The organism is Draconibacterium sp., from assembly GCF_041583095.1.
Lineage (GTDB): Bacteria > Bacteroidota > Bacteroidia > Bacteroidales > Prolixibacteraceae > Draconibacterium.
The window spans coordinates 1-17,030 of the sequence record NZ_JBFHGM010000086.1; the positions used below are offsets into that span (position 1 = coordinate 1).

Below are 17,030 nucleotides of genomic sequence, written 5' to 3' on the forward strand. Positions count from 1 at the left end.
CCCTTTAAATCCAGGTCTTTTGTATCGTTATATTTTGTATCCTCGTTGTACCAACCATAACCGGCAAACACCACTTCCCCCGAAATGGTGTCGTTTTTTGGAGGCCCTCCCAGAGAAAAAATATCTTTTGTTTGGTAACTTTTATTTCCGTTGGTGTCTTTTAAACTTAATACCGTCTGGTCAGGATCAGGTGTTACAGCCTGCAATTCAACATTTTGAAAATAGCCTTCAACTCCGGGAGTCAGTCCCATTTTTGCACATTGAGCTTTCAGGTAATCCGCAGCGAGATCAAGGCCCGGCGTTTCGGTAAAAAAATCGCGACCACGCATATTATCGCCGGCAATAAATTCCAGGTGTGCTCTCAGATCATTCTCGGTAATGGTTTGTAATTCGTTTTTTTGAGCAACAGCCACTATCGAAACTGCTACACAAAACAGTGTGAAAAGAAGTTTGGTGTTCATGTTCTTCGGTTTGAAATATTATGATTAAAATTCTATGTCTTTTTTGTTGGCCAAATCAAAACCTACCAAAAAGCAAAGATCGGCAACACGTTTTATTTTTTCAAAGTTTATTCTTTCAATCTCATCGCCAACTTTGTGGTAATCGGCATGATAACCGGTGGCATAATTTAAGATAGGTACACCATATTTATGAAAATGGTAATGATCGCTGGCACGTAAAAAACGCTCTTTTGGCAAACTGGTGTCGGGAACCAATCCCAAATCGGCGCAATGTGCTGCATTTATTTCAGCCAATTCGGGCCACACATCGTTCGAAAGGGTGTACAATCCATCAAAGTCTTTCACTTTTTTGGGCGAGTCTTTCCAAACATCGTCGCGTGGGCCATCGTAAACGCGGCCTACCATATCAAGGTTAATGGAAGCCACGGTTTTATCCAGCGGAAACAGCGGATGATCGCAATAATAACTTGATCCGAAATGCCCCTTCTCTTCGCAGGTTACCCACAGAAAAACAATACTTCGTTTCTGTTTTTCTTTTAAGCTGGCAAAAGCTTCGGCCACTTCCATAATGGCCACTGTTCCCGATCCATTGTCGTCGGCGCCGTTGTATACATCACCATCTTTTCCAACTCCCAAATGATCGTAGTGCGCCATAAATACAACATATTCGTTCTTTAAAACCGGATCTGATCCTTCAACATATGCAACAACATTTTTTGCTTCCAGCAATTCAGGTTCTGCTCCTGATTTAAGGCTCAGTGTTTCCGCAACTTCAGTAACTGCCTCCGATCCGGCAGCCACCTTTTCAAGGTACTTAAGGTATTGTCCTTTTTTACCCAGCAAGGCATCGGCAACTTTTGACGTGGCCAGTAAAACGGCAGGTTGCGTGGTAATATCGTCGTTGGTTTTTACGCTGTACCCCGACCTACTCATCCAGCCTTGCAATTGTTTAAAGGTTTTATTTTCCGTGTCTTTCGGATTGGTAATCACCAGCAAAGCTTTCGGCTGTTTTTCCATAATGGCATTTATTTTTGTGCTCTCTACACGGTTTTGCCACTCAAATTTTTCTTCGCCTGAAAACGATTCAGCACTTCCCTGAGCTACAATTACAAGCTTGTCATTTATATCCAGCGACTCAATATTTTCACCAAAACCAATAAATGTAACGGGTTCCTCTTCAAGACTAAAAATGCCGGAAGTCTGGGTCAGTTTTACCAGCTCTTCCGACCGGTAAACCGACTTCCCCTTTTTATTTTTTACTTCAATAAAATCATCTGTGCCCGGTACGGTGTGCAAAATTGGAACTATCTGAAAATAGTTATCTACTGCAGGTTTCAGCCCAATTTCTTTTGCATAATCGGCCAGATAGTTCGCCGTTATTTCAAGGCCATCAACTTCGGTACCCAATGCGCGTCCCTGTAATTCATCAGACGCAATAAATGTGAGGTATTCTTTTAAATCAGGAATATCAATTTTCGACAATGCTTCGTTCTGCGCACTGGCCGAAAAAAGAAACGCCAGGATGCTAAAATAAACAAGTACAGTTTTACGTATTAACATACGGGTGATTTTAAAAAATGAAGTAAATATTATCTTTGTATAGAAGCGAATTTAACAATTAAGCTAATACAGGCAAGCTATAAATAACAATTTGACACGTTTAAATGTGAATTCTTAACCATACTTCAAAATTTCAGGAAAAATGAAAACAATCAAAACACTTTCGGTAATTCTTTTAACCGTTTCGTTATTACTGCTGATCCCATCGTGCGCCGTTAATCCGGTTACCGGACAACGACAGCTCATGTTGATGTCGGAAGAGCAGGAAGTTGCACTGGGAACGCAATACGACCCGACGGTAATTTCAACATTTGGATTATATGAGGATGAAGCATTGCTGAATTTTATTACCGAAAAGGGAACAGAAATGGGTAAGATTTCGCATCGCCCTAACCTGCAATACCATTTCAGGCTGTTGGATTCGCCGGTGGTAAATGCTTTTGCCGTGCCGGGCGGATACATTTATTTAACCCGCGGAATTTTAGCCCAGTTTAACAACGAAGCAGAACTGATGGGCGTATTGGGACACGAAATGGGACACGTTACCGCTCGCCACACAGCGCAGCAACAAACGCGGCAACAACTTAGCCAGGTTGCCCTTGCCGCCGGAATGGTAGCCGTACCCGAAGTGGCACAGTTTGCCAATGAAGCTATGGCCGCAATGCAACTTCTATTTTTAAGTTTTAGCCGTGCCAACGAACGCGAAGCCGACCGCCTGGGAGTTGAATACTCATCAAAGATTGGCTACGATGCCAATAAAATGGCCGACTTTTTTGAAGTGTTGAACAAAATGCAAATGGCAAGCAGCCACGACGGTGTTCCCACCTGGATGTCGACACACCCCGATCCGGGGCAACGAAATATTGCGGTAAAACAAACTACTGCTGAGTGGCAAGCTCAATTACCCCAACAGAATTACGCGGTAAACACCGACGAATATCTTAAAATGATTGATGGAATTGTGTATGGGGAAAATCCACGCCACGGTTTTGTTGAGAACAGTATGTTTTATCACCCCGATCTGGCCTTTCAATTCCCGATACCCAAAAACTGGACACTGATCAATTCTCCGCTTCAGGTGCAAATTGTTCCTGAAGACAAAAATGCGGCTATGATTTTTGAACTATCGCAGGAAAAAGGTGCCGACGCGGTTGCACAAAAAACGATATCCGACTTAAAACTTACGCTGGTAGACAAACGCAACCTGACACTGAACGGCCTGAATGCTGTTGCAACAATTTCGGACCAGGTATCGCAAAACGATGCAGGACAAGAGCAGGTGGTAAAAATCCTCTCGTATTTTATCGAAAAAGATGCAATGGTTTATACCTTCCACGGCCTTTGTTTGGATGCGAATTTTAGCCAATACAAGCCCGCGTTTGAGTCGACAATGAAATACTTTGAGCGACTTACCGATGCTTCGAAACTGAATATCAAACCCGACCGGATAAAGGTAATTTCTATCAATAGTGCAACGGTTTCGTTAAAAGATGCTTTCGCTTATTACAAAGTTCCGCAAGATAAATTCGAAGAAATGGCCTTACTAAACAACCGCGAATTGGGCGATGTGTTGAAACGTGGAGATATGATTAAGATTTTAGGAAAATAAATTAAAATTCAGAAAACAACTTTTATTAAAATGAAAAAGACATTACAAACAATTGTATTAACAGCCATCTTAGCTGTTACAGGTATTTTTATTGGAAACGCCCAGGAACTGGGGGTACGTTTTGGCGATGTTTCGGCCGGAAGCGTTGCTATTGACGGAATTTTTTCGACTGGTGAATTTAACCGCCTGCATGCCGACCTCTCGTTTGGCAATGGTGTTGCAGCCGACCTGCTTTGGGATTTCCTGTACCGCCCCATAACCGACGAAGCATTTAACTGGTATATGGGCGTTGGACCGTACCTGGCAATTTTAGATGAAACGGTGTACAAGGAGGGAGTAAAAGACAGCGAAACCAATTTTAACCTGGGGGCTGCCTTTGAAATCGGACTTGAATACCGCTTTGTGAATATCCCGATCGCCCTTGGGCTTGATTACCGCCCGTCGCTGGAAGTGGTCGACGAAACCAGCCTCCACTGGGGAGGTTTTGGTTTGAATATCCGCTATGTGTTTGAATAAACCATTAAAGTAAAATAAAAAGAAAAGCGTGCCGGTGGCACGCTTTTTTTATGCTGTAATTTTTCGTTAGGATTGACCCCTATTCCGGTATTGGTTTATTGTTTTCAATAGCGTCCGTTGCCTCACCAGCCATTGCTAAAATGGTGTCCACTACACCGGGATTCTTATCGGCAACATTTTCCTTCTCACCCGGGTCGTTTTCCACATCATATAAATGTGCTTTATCCAAATTACCGGTCCAGTGTTCTCCCGGCAAAATCAATTTCCAGTTTTTGTATCTCACACTCATCAGCCTTCCTGTTGCTGTAAAGCCATACACTGCTGTATGAGGTGCAGTAGCTCCTGCTTCATTTTTCATCAGGGGCAAAATATTTTTACCATCGATTACCCTGTCGGTTGGAATTTCCGCACCTGCAATAGTTGCAAATGTGGTAAACAAATCCATGCCTGTTACCGGCACATCACATTCAGTCTCTGCAGGAATTACATCAGGCCATTTCATTATACACGCTACCCGGATTCCACCTTCATAACGTTCCTGATATTTGCCTTCGCGCAAAATATGCTCGCGGTCAGGATCTGTGAAACCAAATTTCCCGTAGCAATTTTCCAATTCTTGGTCGCGGTGTACCAAAGGGCCATTATCCGAAGTAAATACAATTATGGTATTGTCTTCAATTTTCAGTCGTTTTAAAGTATTGAGAATGATGCCAACCGAACGGTCTAGGTATTCAACTGCATCGCCATAGGCAGCTGCTTTGCTTTGCCCTTCGAAACCTTTTGGCACAAACCAGGGCGTGTGCGTTTCAATATTCGCATATTGCAGGTAGAACGGTTTCTCCTCCTGCGTTGCTCTGTAAATAAACTTGCAGGCTTCGCGTGTGAATAATGCCGGCAACTCGGCCAGATCATTGTTATCGCAGCGCTTTATAATCTGTGCCTGCTCGATCAACGGAATTTCCGGATCGCTGATGCCATTTGGCCGCCATCCCGAATTTCCGATTCGCTCGGGACCATGATCGTTGGGATAAGGAATCCCCAGAAACTCGTCGAAACCATGAACACAAGGCAAATATTGCGGTAAGTGTCCTAAATGCCATTGCCCATATAGTCCGGTCGTGTAACCCTGTTCTTTCAGCAATTCGGTGATTGAAACCTCCAGCTCGTCTTCCAGGCCGTGTTTCGAATGTGGAAACAATACGTACAAACCAGTGCCATTATTTACCCTTGGCGCATACCTTCCGGTTAAAGTGGCTGCTCGCGAAGACGTACAAGTGCCGTGTGGCGCGTAAAAACCCGTAAATTTCATTCCTTCTGCCGCCAGCTTATCCAGGTTGGGCGTATTAATGTCTTTCGAGCCAAAACAACTCAGGTCGTCAAAACCCACATCATCTGCAAGAATATGTATAATATTGGGCTTCTTCGCATCTTGAGCCTGAACTTTTGCAAGTGAGAAAATCCCACAAAACAATAACAAGAGTTTAATTTTGAAATTCATGATTAATGGATTTGCATTTTTGTATCAGTATTCCTTCTGCGCACTGCAGGATAGGGCGACCAATATCGTCATTCAATTTGGGAAGTTCAAACAAATGTCAGACTTTTTGATTTTTTTAAAAAGTATTTTTTAAAAAGAAAATCAAGATCATTACGGCTCCATAGCCATCGCCCGAATGTAGCCCTCGTTTGCTTCACATTTCGACAATTTAAGATTCGCGATGTATTCCATCATCACTTTTTTAACCAGCTCCTGATCTGGGCGATTTGCCCGCACTGCTTCGTAGGTATCGCGTGGTCCTTCGGCAAAATCTACAATCACATCCCAGTTTTCGGGAGTTGGGATAGTTACCATACAACGCGGGCTACCCATTTTTTTGTAAGGCCAGTAATGATAACCGATGTTGTTTCTGATCATCAGGCGGGTCCAGGCAGCAATCCACTCATCAGTATTCTCTCCGGTTTCGCCCATATAGATGGGTAGATTCACAGAGTCGCGAAAATCAACAAAATCCTGAATATTTGCCTGCAAGGTATCGCACCAGTAGCGGTGACAGGTGTACATTATCTTATCGTCGAATTTCGAGTCGGTAAATACTTTAAAGTTGCCATTCCACTGGGCACCACCCAGCAAAACAATGTGGTTAGTATCCACCTCGCGAATGGACTTAACCGCTTCCACATACAAAGGCTCCAGTTGTTTATTCAGCATCGCCTCATCTTCAGGGAAATAGGTGGCTATGGGTTCGTTCAACAGATCGTAACCTAAAATCATCGGTTCGTTTTTATACCGATCGGCTATTTTTCGCCAGATCTCCACAAACAACTCCTGACTTTCTTCGCTTACCATTAACCACGGGTAACCGTAACTATCATCGATATTCGCCCCGGTTTGCCCTCCGGGCGCATCGTGCATATCCAGAATAATGTACAGCTCCGATTCGCGGCACCACTCCACCAAACTGTCGATGCACGCAAAACCATCCTGGTTGGAATAAAGCCCCATGTAATCTTCATCGGTAAACAGTTTATAATGAAACGGCAAACGAATGGAATTCACGCCCGTACTTTTTATGTAACGGATATCTTCGCGGGTGATGTAATTATCCTTGAATTGTTTCCAGAAATGGTTGGTAAAATCGGGTCCCACTGCTTCACGAAACATCTCATCGATAAGCCGTGCCGAACTTGTTTTTTGGAACTTGAACATGTAACCTTCCGGATTCAGCCAGTTGCCAAGGTTTATTCCCTGGATAAAGAATTTTTCACCGTTGGGTGCGATCAAATCAGGCCCTTTGATGGTAATAAATTGTGTTGCGTCAGCCTGAGGTTCTTCTTTTTGCTGCACCGGTTGACATGAAAATAGTACAGTACTTAAAAACAGTACCCAAATTGATAGATGAATTTGTTTTTGCATGGTATAGTTTAATTGGTTTGTGGTGAAAATAGTAATAATGTTGGGAAAGTGAAAGGCCTAACAAATTGGGAGGCGAGAAAAAAGGGAAGTTATTCATTAAGGACTAAAGTCCAGCTTGTTTTTTAGTTGACTAACCCCGGCATTAATGCCGGGGTTAAGCATAATTCCCGACTTCGGACTTTAGTCCTTAAAATTCGAAATACAGTATTTTGCACCGTGGCTTTAGCCTTTAAGTATTAGATTAAAGGCTAAAGCCATTCCTTTTCCTTATTAAAGTGCCACCAAGCTATAGCATGGTGCAAAAACTTATAACCACAGGCCTCATTGGCAGGGATTGCAGCGACACCCTGTTGCAGATAAGCGACAAGTTTTTGTTATTGGACGAAGGCGACAACGGGAGCCCACGTACCAATTACAAAAACCAAGCTTGACAAAACCGGTAAAGCGAAAAGCCAGGCAGCCAACCAAATGCAAAATATTAGGCATAAAAAAAGGCCTCACAAATTGTGAAGCCTTTTAAGAGCGAGAAATCCTGACGATATTGTCAGGACAGGAGGGACTCGAATGCTGACGCTTTAGGTCAGCATCCGGACATTCCTCGGGAATCGTCAGGGCCCGCGACCCCGACCTTATATTTTTGAATAAACTGAGTAGTTCTTTCTCTTGATAAATTTTTCAGCTTCCGTTCTAATTTTAAAGCTTCCCCTCTTGTTGATTTATTGGTCGCCCAAACTAATTCCCAGGGAATTCCGTCTTTAGTTGCTTTTTCTCTCCCTGAATTATGACGTTTGAGCCGTTCCGAAATATCTGAAGTTTGCCCTTTATAATAGACATCAGCACTAGGAGAATATAGGATGTAAACAAAATAGCTCATAAAAGCAAGTTCTCAGTTTAAGGGCAATAAAAAAAGGCCTCACAAATTGTGAAGCCTTTTAAAGAGCGAGAAACGGGACTCGAACCCGCGACCCCGACCTTGGCAAGGTCGTGCTCTACCAACTGAGCTATTCTCGCAATTTGGTACCCGGGGGGGGACTTGAACCCCCACGATCATAATGATCATTGGATTTTAAGTCCAACGTGTCTACCATTCCACCACCCGGGCATCCTTTGCATTATCGTGAATGAGCGAGAAACGGGACTCGAACCCGCGACCCCGACCTTGGCAAGGTCGTGCTCTACCAACTGAGCTATTCTCGCATATTTTAATGAACTTGCTTTTTCAAAAGCGATGCAAATATATTGCTATTTTTTTATCTGGCAAAAATTATTGAAGTGCATTAAGAAATTCCTGTCAATTTCTTTATCTCATTTAGCTTGTTCAGGGCTTCTATTGGCGTAAGATTATTCACATCAAGCCCGGCTATCTCATCTCTAATCTGCTTTAGCACAGGATCATCCAATTGAAAAAAGCTCAACTGCATCCCCTCGCGTTTTTCGCCAATCTCCACTAAAGGTTTACTTAAACTTTCCTTTTCTTTTCCGCCTTCCAGTTTCAATAATATCTGTTCGGCACGCTGAATTACCGATTTTGGCATTCCGGCCATGCCCGCCACATGGATACCAAAACTGTGATTACTTCCGCCTCGCACCAGCTTTCGTAAGAAGATAACTTTGTTGCCCACCTCTTTTATGGAAACGTTAAAGTTTTTTACCCTCGGGAATGCGCCTTCCATTTCATTGAGCTCGTGATAGTGGGTAGCAAACAGCGTTTTTGCTTTGGTAAAGGCATGTTCGTGCAGGTGCTCCACAATCGACCAGGCAATGGAAATACCATCATAAGTTGATGTACCGCGCCCCAGCTCATCGAAAAGAATAAGGCTGCGATCGGAAACATTATTCAGAATGCTGGCCGCTTCATTCATTTCCACCATAAAAGTTGACTCGCCCAGCGAAATATTATCCGAGGCTCCAACGCGGGTGAAAATTTTATCCACAAAACCGATTTTCGCTACTTCAGCAGGAACGAACGACCCCATTTGCGCCATCAGTACAATCAATGCTGTTTGACGTAACAGGGCCGATTTACCGGCCATGTTTGGCCCGGTGATGATGATGATCTGCTGATCTTCCTGATCGAGTTTTACGTCGTTTGCAATGTACGACTCACCAATTGGCAACTGGTGTTCGATAACCGGATGTCGCCCCTCTTTGATCTCAATTGAAGTGGCCTCATTCACCTCCGGGCGGAAATATTTATAAGCTGTTGCACACGTGGCGTACGACAAAAGACAATCGATTTGCGCCAGGATATGCGAGTTTAACTGTATAGCCGATATGTATTCCGACAGCTCAAAAATCAGCTCACCAAACAATTTACCTTCCAGCGCCTGAATTTTCTCCTCAGCACCAAGTATTTTTTGCTCGTATTCTTTCAGCTCCTCTGTAATATATCGCTCGGCACTTACCAGCGTTTGTTTACGAATCCAATCGGTGGGCACTTTGTCTTTGTGTGTATTCCGCACCTCGATGTAGTAACCAAAAACATTGTTAAAGCTGATCTTTAGCGATGGAATTCCGTGTTTCTCGCTTTCGCGTTTTTGAATTTGCGCCAGGTAATCTTTTCCCGAGTAAGCGATCTTTCGTAAATCATCCAACTCCTCCGATACACCTTCGGCAATCACTTTCCCTTTATTGACGGCTGTTGGCGGATCGGCAACAATTTGTGTTTCAATACGTGCTCTGATCAAATCACAAGGATTTAACTGCTCGGCAAATCGATTTAAAGCCGGATTCTCAACACCGGCACACGCAGCTTTTATCGGTACAATTGCCGCCAGCGCATTTTTCACCTGCACTACTTCGCGCGGGTTGATGCGACCTACTGCAACTTTTGAGATGAGTCGTTCCAAATCGCCCATCTGGCGAAGGTGTTCTTCCAGGTTTTCTTTGGTCTCCGGATCTTTCAGGAAAAGCTCCACCACTTCCAGCCGCTCGTTTATCGGATCGATATCTTTTAAAGGCAACGCCATCCAGCGTTTCAGCAGGCGCGATCCCATTGGCGTGATGGTCTTATCGATAACGTTGATGAGCGCTTTACCACTTTCGTGAAGCGGTGCAAACAACTCGAGGTTACGAATGGTAAAACGGTCGAGCCATACGAAGTGCTCTTCCTCAATCCGGCTCAATCCCGAGATATGACTTAGCTTCTGGTGTTGAGTAATATCGAGGTAATGCAAAATCGCTCCGGCAGCAATAATGCCCAACTGCATGCTGTGCACACCAAATCCTTTTAACGAAGTGGTTTCGAAATGCCGCTTCAGTCGGTCGTTTGCCGCATCATCGGTATACACCCAGTCTTCCAGGTTGAAGGTGTAAAATTTTGTCCCGAACAGATCGTTGAACTCCTTCCCTCTTCCGCGTTGAAACAACACTTCTTTAGGCTGAAACGAATTCAATAATTTGTCGATGTATTCAAAACTTCCTTCGGCCGCCAGAAACTCACCGGTTGATATATCAAGAAAGGCGATACCTGCCCGCTTTTTATCGAAATGTACTGATGCGAGGAAGTTATTTTCGCGGTTCTCAAGAATATTATCATTGATGGAAACTCCCGGAGTTACCAGTTCGGTAATACCGCGTTTCACGATCTTCTTCGTCATTTTCGGATCTTCCAGCTGCTCGCAAATCGCCACCCGCTGCCCGGCCCGTACCAGTTTGGGTAAATAGGTATCTAGCGCATGGTGCGGAAAACCTGCCAACTCCACATAACTGGCCGAACCATTTGCCCGGCGCGTTAATGTAATCCCCAGAATTTCTGCCGCTTTTATGGCATCCTCTCCAAATGTTTCATAAAAATCGCCCACCCGAAAAAGCAACACCGCATCAGGATGTTTATCCTTGATTGCATAATATTGCTTCATCAGCGGAGTTTCTACATATTTCTTATCATTTTTTGCCATCGTTGAGCAAAGATAATTGTTTCAAAGCATGGAAGAAATCCATGACAAATTTGTTCATCCAAACTTTTCAACAATTCACGGGGTGCACCAAGGCAAAAGTTAAAAGGCAAAAGTTGAGTGCAGCTATGCTAATCGAATTGAAAATCGGCCAAAGCCAAATCCCGACCGCAGCGTCGGGAGTAAAAGTACTTCCTAAACAAGAAATCAGATTACATGATTAACATCAAATGAAGTTGCAGGATTTAATGCAAGTTTAGAAAACTATTTTTTGCACCGTTCTTTAGAGCGGTGTAACGAAGCAGATATAGTGATTATGATTTTTCAGGATTTTTGTAAATTTTATTCTACAAAAATCCTGAAAAATCTAGCTGGACTAACCAACCCAATATCACCGCCTTAAAAGACGGTGCAAAGGATAGTTTTTCACAAAATCGTTTTCTGATAGTCAGCCCGGATTATTTGCGATCGGCTTTTAAAGACTTCAGAATTAGCAGCGAGTGCGCCAATGCGCGGATAAAAAATGTGGCTGCCATAATAAAAAATACCGGATGAAATTTCTGCGGAATAAAGGGCGATGAAACAAAAAATATAATTATCCACACCGCAAAAACAAGGTGATAATAACGCACTGCCTGACGCCACCTTTTTCGTAAGTAGACAATTGCAAATGGCAGACTCAGCGGCACCAACCAAATGAGGTTGTAATTCGGGCTCATTGCCGGATGTTCGGAATAAATGGTAAACCAGGTAAGCAATAAACCACCCAATCCGTTTATACCGTAAAGCACAATATCAAGCGCGGGCTTCATTTTTTCGTTCTTAAACTGTTTCCAGGTGAAACAGGCTACCACCAACAACAACAACGAAAATACCACCAGCGGCCCCCAAAGCCATGTCAGTAGCCGAGTTTGTTCAGGTGCCTGATAGAGCACTTTCACGGCTTGAGCAATATACTGCCCGTTATCATTTCTTTTTGCCATTGCAAAATGCTGCATTACATAGTCGGGCAAAAACATTTCTTCTTCGAGTGTTGCCTCACGGTCTGATTCAGCGGCAACCAAAAAATCGATACCAAAATTCAGCCACCGTATTTTGTGGTGATAATCTTTTATCAGCGTACGCAGGGTTTTATGGCTGGCACTGTCGGTGTAAGTTATGCCTCCATTTACGTTATCGGCAATTACATCGCGTACCCGCGTAGCACAGTTATCGAAGAAAAAATTATAGCGGTACACCCGGTTTTCGGGCTGGGCATTCCACACCAAAAAATCAACAACTGCTTGTTTTTCCTGTGCTGTAAGGTTGAGTTCCTGTTCAAAAACACTGCGTTTATCGTGTCTGTATTCATTCAAAAAGGTCTCAAAACGATAAGCGCCAAGCAGGTAATCGGTTTGCCCGGCACAAAAACGATACAGAAAATTGGGGCTGCTAAAATCGAAAATGCCGTAGTTAAAAACCACATCGTAATTCAGCTGCTGATCTTTTACCCGAATGGCCGAATGACCGTAAACTGAATACATTTCGTTTCCCGGGCTGCAGGTAATGATACTAACTGTTGCCCTTTCTGCAAGTTGAAAAGCCAGCCCATCGAATGCGAGGGCCACAAATACTACAACTAAAAGCCGCCTTAAGAGATTCATGAATGTTTTCTGCCTTATTAATTTTTCAATAAAGGAACAAAAAAGCTCATTTCCGGCATGAATAAAATACAATATTTTAATTTAGACTTGTTCCAGATTAGAAAAATCAATTCTTTTTTCCAATCTTTGCATTGAATTATTTACAGGATGGGCGTGAAGCTCAGTGCAATAAATGCGCAAGCCACGCATCAGACAGAAAGCAGAGAGGATTATATGAGTTGTAATGGATGTTCGTTCAATAATTCAACAAGTAGCATAACACAAGGATACGACTGGCTGAGTGATTTGCCAGACACCACCGATAAATCAGATATTGTTGAAGTTAAGTTTAAGTCAACCCGCAAAGAATACTATAAAAATGTTGAAAATCTTCCGCTAAAACGTGGAGACCGTATAGTTGTTGCCTCCTCGCCGGGGCACGACGTTGGCGAAGTAACCCTAACCGGTTACCTGGCCGAAAAACAGTTTAAGCTGCGGATAAAAAACCCGTCGCGGTATAACCTGAATGTGGTTTACCGCAAAGCTTCGGATGCCGATATTCAGAAATTGAATGAAGCACGCAGCCGCGAAAAAGCCACCATGATACGGGCACGCCAGGCAGCACAGGAACTTGGGCTGGACATGAAAATTGGCGATGTTGAATTCAGAGGCGACAACAAAAAAGCAATTTTTTACTACCTGGCCGAAGGACGTGTAGATTTCAGGGAACTGATAAAAGTGTATGCCCGCGAGTTTCGCATTAAAGTGGAAATGAAACAAATTGGTGCCCGCCAGGAAGCCGGTTTGATTGGTGGAATTGGCTCATGCGGACGCGAGTTGTGTTGCTCGAGCTGGCGAACCGATTTTTCAAGTATCTCGTCGGAAGCGGCACTAAAGCAAGGTTTGTCGCCATCGGCACAAAAAATGGCCGGTGCCTGCGGAAAACTAAAATGCTGTTTGCTTTACGAGCTGAATGCATACATTGAGGCAGGAAATGAATTTCCGCGCGAACTACTCGACCTTGAACTGGCATCGGGAATTGCCAAACCGTTTAAAACCGATTACCTGAAGAAAGAGATATGGTATGGATTGGCAGGAAGCATGGGAACTACCTTTAACCTGTCGCTAAACCAGGTGCGCGATATCATTCAGAAAAACAAAAGGGGTATAAAACCCGAAGTCCAGACTTTCAGTGCTCTGCCAAAAGAGCAAAATAGTATGGAAGTTACCCTTGACGAAAGCCTGGATCGTTTCGATGATAAAAAGCCTTCGCGCAACAAAAAACGACGCAACAACCGGGGAACCAACAAAAAGGGAGGCCGGAATTTCGAGAATAAGAGCAACACTCCGCAAAACAAACAAAACGCTTCAGAAGCTGGCGACAAAAACAAAAGACCAAACAAACGAAGGAATAACAATCCGAACAGAAAACGGAAACCGGGATTTCAGGCTAAAAAGGCACAACAGACGACGAATAACGAGAAGTAAAGAAGAACATGCTGCTTCAAACGTCTATGTAATTTTGTTTTAACAGGCGTGTTTATCGATAACGTCTTAAAAATATTTAGGATTCCCGGGATTCTCTAACGGGGCTGAAAGTGCCATAATTTGCAACTCGTATACTTATGATTTACTGTCATACAAATGTTCTTCCGGAAAGGAAATACTTTTTCCTATAGCTGAAAAAGTATTCAAAAAAGCCACCGCTGACGATAAAAAGCTAAAAATAAATTCCTTTCACTAAAATCAAGAAACTTCCCGATGCTACGATCGGGACAGGCTCTCCTTTTAGCTTTTCGTGTCTCAGGCTAACGAGCGTCAAACAGACTTGATTTTTAAACGTTCTCTCCATTTATTTTCTTAACGCTTTTTCTCGAAGGCGGACCTGAGGGCAAATTTTGTGCGGGCTCGTCAAAAATCCGTCAGTCGGGCTAATTGGTTTCATTGAAAAAACACAAAGGTTTTTTTTGACAAGATTTTTGGTTCCTTTTGATCGAATGCAAAAGGAACTGCCCGTCTGGCATGAAGACGAAAGCCACATCAAAACCAGAGTCTGCTGCAATTTTCATGTTTAATATGGACAAATAATGAGAGAAACCAGAGGAGATGATGGGATAATAAAAATGGGTAGGCCTACAGAAAAAGTAGCAGTTACTTTTTACGAATAACAGTCATACCATCACGCAACGGAAGGATGACCTTCTCCACACGGACGTCGTTTTTAACCAGCTTATTGAACTCAAGAATACCAATAGTCTGCGTATCATCGAAACGGGGTTTATCCAGCACTTTCCCGCTCCACAGCGTATTGTCGGCAATCATATACGTTCCCGGTCGCATTTTATCGATTAGCAGCTGATAGTACTGCACATACTCGCGTTTATCGGCGTCAATAAAAACCAGGTCAAAAGATTGATCGAGCAAAGGGATCAGCTCGGTAGCAGCCCCTATTTTTTGTTCGATTAAATGTGCCACACCGGCTTTTTCGAAATATTTAGCCGCCAGTGTCTCCAGCTCATCGTCAACCTCAATAGTAATTAGCTTGCCATCTTCAGGTAATCCTTTTGCCAGGCAAATAGCCGAATAACCGGTAAAGGTTCCCAGCTCGAGAATGGTTTTCGGGCGGATCATTTTTGCCAGCATCGTGAGCACCTGTCCCTGCAAATGCCCCGAAATCATTCGGGCACCCAGTACTTTCAGGTTGGTTTCGCGATCCAGTTCGGTTAACATCGGATCTTCCTCATCGATATGATCCAAAATATATTGGTGCATTGCCTTCTGCCTGTCCATTCCCTTCTATTTATAAATCAACGTACTCATCTGGTTTTTGTCCAGTATAATGTTGGCTACTTCCTGGATATCCTCAGCACTAATCGCTTCAATCTTTTTGAAGATCACACGCAAAGGATCCACCTTGTCAAACAGCATAAAACTTTTCCCGATTGTGAGCATCATATCTTCGCGGCTTTCGGTTGAAATGGCAATCTGGCCAATCAACTGCTTTTTTGCACGACTTAACTGAACGGCTCCCATCTTTTTGTCGCGCAGCAAGTCAAACTCTTTATGCACCAGCGCCACCGCTTTGTTCAGGTTTTCTTTGTCGGTACCAAAATACACGTTAAACAATCCGGTATCAGAATAAGCCGTGTAGGCCGACTCCACATTGTAAGCCATTCCGCGACGTTCGCGCATGGCCAGGTTTAAACGCGAGTTTAGCGCCTGTCCGCCCAATACATTGTTCAGCAAAACCATGGCAATACGCTTCGGGTTTTTAAAATCGAAAGCCAGATTACCCATCACGCAGTGCGCCTGAAAAGTATCTTTTACTACCGTTTTTGATTGCGGCTGGTAATTCACAAACTGTTCTCTTTTCAACTGCCGCAAACTTTGCTCCACCTCGCCAAAATACTTCTCCAGCATTTTTAGCAAAGCCGTAAAATCAATATTCCCCACCGAACTGATCACCATTTGATCGGTATGGTAGTTATTGGCAATAAAATTGAAAATCATATCGCGATTAAAAGACCGTAGCTTTTCTTTTGTGCCCAGAATATTGCGGGCAATGGGATGACCATCAAAAACCTGCTCCTCAAACTCATCGAAGATCAATTCTGAAGGTGAATCGTAATACGAATTTATCTCCTCTACCACCACCTCTTTTTCGAGGTTGAGTTCTTTTTCGGGGTAGGTGCTGTTAAAAAGAATATCGCTCAGCAGTTCGGCCGTGCGATCGTAATGCTCGCTTAAAAAAGTAGCATACAGCACGGTTTCTTCCTTTGTGGTGTAGGCATTCAGCTCGCCGCCAACGCCCTCGATACGGCTAAGCACATGAAACGACTTGCGCTTTTTTGTGCCCTTAAAAACCGAGTGCTCGATAAAGTGCGCAAGGCCATGTTCATCCTCGTTTTCGTCGCGCGATCCGGTATTTATTAAAACCCCCAGATGCCCCACCGGCGAATCGGTTTGCTGATGAATTATTCGAATGCCGTTATGTAATGTATGTATCAGATAATCAGTATCAACCATTGTCTTTTAAACTAATCGTGCAAAAGTATAAAAAGTATTGGATTGCAGACTCATACGGCTTACAAAACGCATGAAAGGATTCTATGTAGAATCGAAAACATTGATGATAACAGGAAATGAACCGTTATTATTACGAAATTTATTTTACCTCAAATTTCCAAAAAGATGAGAACTGTTACCCCTTGGAGGATCAGGAGGGTCAAGTAATTCAGTTTCAAATAAAAACACAAAAAAAAGATCAACCACATAAACTCACGCCGAATTCCGAGAGCTGAAAAAATCAATTTTTTTTCACTTTTTTTGGTGTTGAACTTTGTGATTTTAAAAAAATGTATACTTTTGCAACACCAAAATAAAGGGGGTGCTACTTAAAGCCCAACTTTAGAAAGGTGCCATAGCTCAGTTGGTAGAGCAACGGACTGAAAA

At 43.3% G+C, this 17,030-nt stretch carries 11 protein-coding genes, 3 tRNA genes and 1 pseudogene; 3 read left to right on the top strand and 12 right to left on the bottom strand.

From position 1 onward, the window contains the following. Together ABZB17_RS09990 and ABZB17_RS09995 are read right to left on the bottom strand one after the other, a co-directional pair. A pseudogene (locus ABZB17_RS09990) lies at positions 1 to 461 on the bottom strand (hypothetical protein); the annotation flags it as partial. 24 nt (positions 462 to 485) lie between these two features. Beyond that, entirely contained in the window at positions 486 to 2,021 is a 1,536-nt protein-coding gene (locus ABZB17_RS09995; RefSeq protein ID WP_372649866.1) for a M20/M25/M40 family metallo-hydrolase, read from the bottom strand. Positions 2,022 to 2,163: 142 nt separating this feature from the next. Here ABZB17_RS09995 and ABZB17_RS10000 point away from each other — a divergent pair, with 142 nt between their 5' ends. Further along, a complete protein-coding gene (locus ABZB17_RS10000) occupies positions 2,164 to 3,630 on the top strand; it encodes a M48 family metalloprotease (protein ID WP_372649868.1) in 1,467 nt (488 codons plus the stop codon). Positions 3,631 to 3,660: 30 nt separating this feature from the next. Beyond that, on the top strand, positions 3,661 to 4,146 hold the full coding sequence (locus ABZB17_RS10005) for a hypothetical protein (RefSeq protein WP_372649870.1): 486 nt from the start codon (positions 3,661 to 3,663) through the stop codon (positions 4,144 to 4,146). 79 nt (positions 4,147 to 4,225) lie between these two features. Here ABZB17_RS10005 and ABZB17_RS10010 read toward each other — a convergent pair whose 3' ends face one another. From ABZB17_RS10010 to ABZB17_RS10045, 8 genes are all read right to left on the bottom strand, one after another. Further along, positions 4,226 to 5,644, bottom strand: a complete 1,419-nt coding sequence (locus ABZB17_RS10010; protein WP_372649871.1) for a sulfatase — start codon at positions 5,642 to 5,644, stop codon at positions 4,226 to 4,228. Between the two features lie 150 nt (positions 5,645 to 5,794). Then, positions 5,795 to 7,060: a glycoside hydrolase family 5 protein gene (locus ABZB17_RS10015; RefSeq protein WP_372649873.1), complete on the bottom strand. Its 1,266-nt coding sequence runs from the start codon at positions 7,058 to 7,060 to the stop codon at positions 5,795 to 5,797. Between the two features lie 580 nt (positions 7,061 to 7,640). Continuing rightward, complete coding sequence (locus ABZB17_RS10020) at positions 7,641 to 7,934, bottom strand: GIY-YIG nuclease family protein (RefSeq protein WP_372649875.1); 294 nt, start codon at positions 7,932 to 7,934, stop codon at positions 7,641 to 7,643. Positions 7,935 to 7,998: 64 nt separating this feature from the next. Beyond that, positions 7,999 to 8,071 (bottom strand) — tRNA-Gly (locus tag ABZB17_RS10025). Between the two features lie 4 nt (positions 8,072 to 8,075). Then, positions 8,076 to 8,162 (bottom strand) — tRNA-Leu (locus tag ABZB17_RS10030). A 22-nt stretch (positions 8,163 to 8,184) separates the two neighbouring features. After that, a tRNA-Gly gene (locus tag ABZB17_RS10035) sits at positions 8,185 to 8,257 on the bottom strand. Positions 8,258 to 8,337: 80 nt separating this feature from the next. After that, a complete protein-coding gene (gene mutS, locus ABZB17_RS10040) occupies positions 8,338 to 10,920 on the bottom strand; it encodes a DNA mismatch repair protein MutS (RefSeq protein ID WP_372649877.1) in 2,583 nt (860 codons plus the stop codon). Positions 10,921 to 11,414: 494 nt separating this feature from the next. Next, positions 11,415 to 12,599: a DUF4105 domain-containing protein gene (locus tag ABZB17_RS10045; RefSeq protein WP_372649879.1), complete on the bottom strand. Its 1,185-nt coding sequence runs from the start codon at positions 12,597 to 12,599 to the stop codon at positions 11,415 to 11,417. A 147-nt stretch (positions 12,600 to 12,746) separates the two neighbouring features. Between ABZB17_RS10045 and ABZB17_RS10050 the strand changes: the two genes are divergently transcribed. Continuing rightward, positions 12,747 to 14,066: a stage 0 sporulation family protein gene (locus tag ABZB17_RS10050; RefSeq protein ID WP_372649881.1), complete on the top strand. Its 1,320-nt coding sequence runs from the start codon at positions 12,747 to 12,749 to the stop codon at positions 14,064 to 14,066. A 663-nt stretch (positions 14,067 to 14,729) separates the two neighbouring features. Here ABZB17_RS10050 and ABZB17_RS10055 read toward each other — a convergent pair. Beyond that, positions 14,730 to 15,368, bottom strand: a complete 639-nt coding sequence (locus ABZB17_RS10055; protein ID WP_372649883.1) for an O-methyltransferase — start codon at positions 15,366 to 15,368, stop codon at positions 14,730 to 14,732. A gap of 6 nt (positions 15,369 to 15,374) precedes the next feature. After that, the gene (locus ABZB17_RS10060) at positions 15,375 to 16,604 is read right to left on the bottom strand and encodes a M16 family metallopeptidase (protein WP_372649885.1); all 1,230 of its coding nucleotides are present in this window, start codon (positions 16,602 to 16,604) and stop codon (positions 15,375 to 15,377) included. Positions 16,605 to 17,030 lie beyond the last annotated feature (426 nt).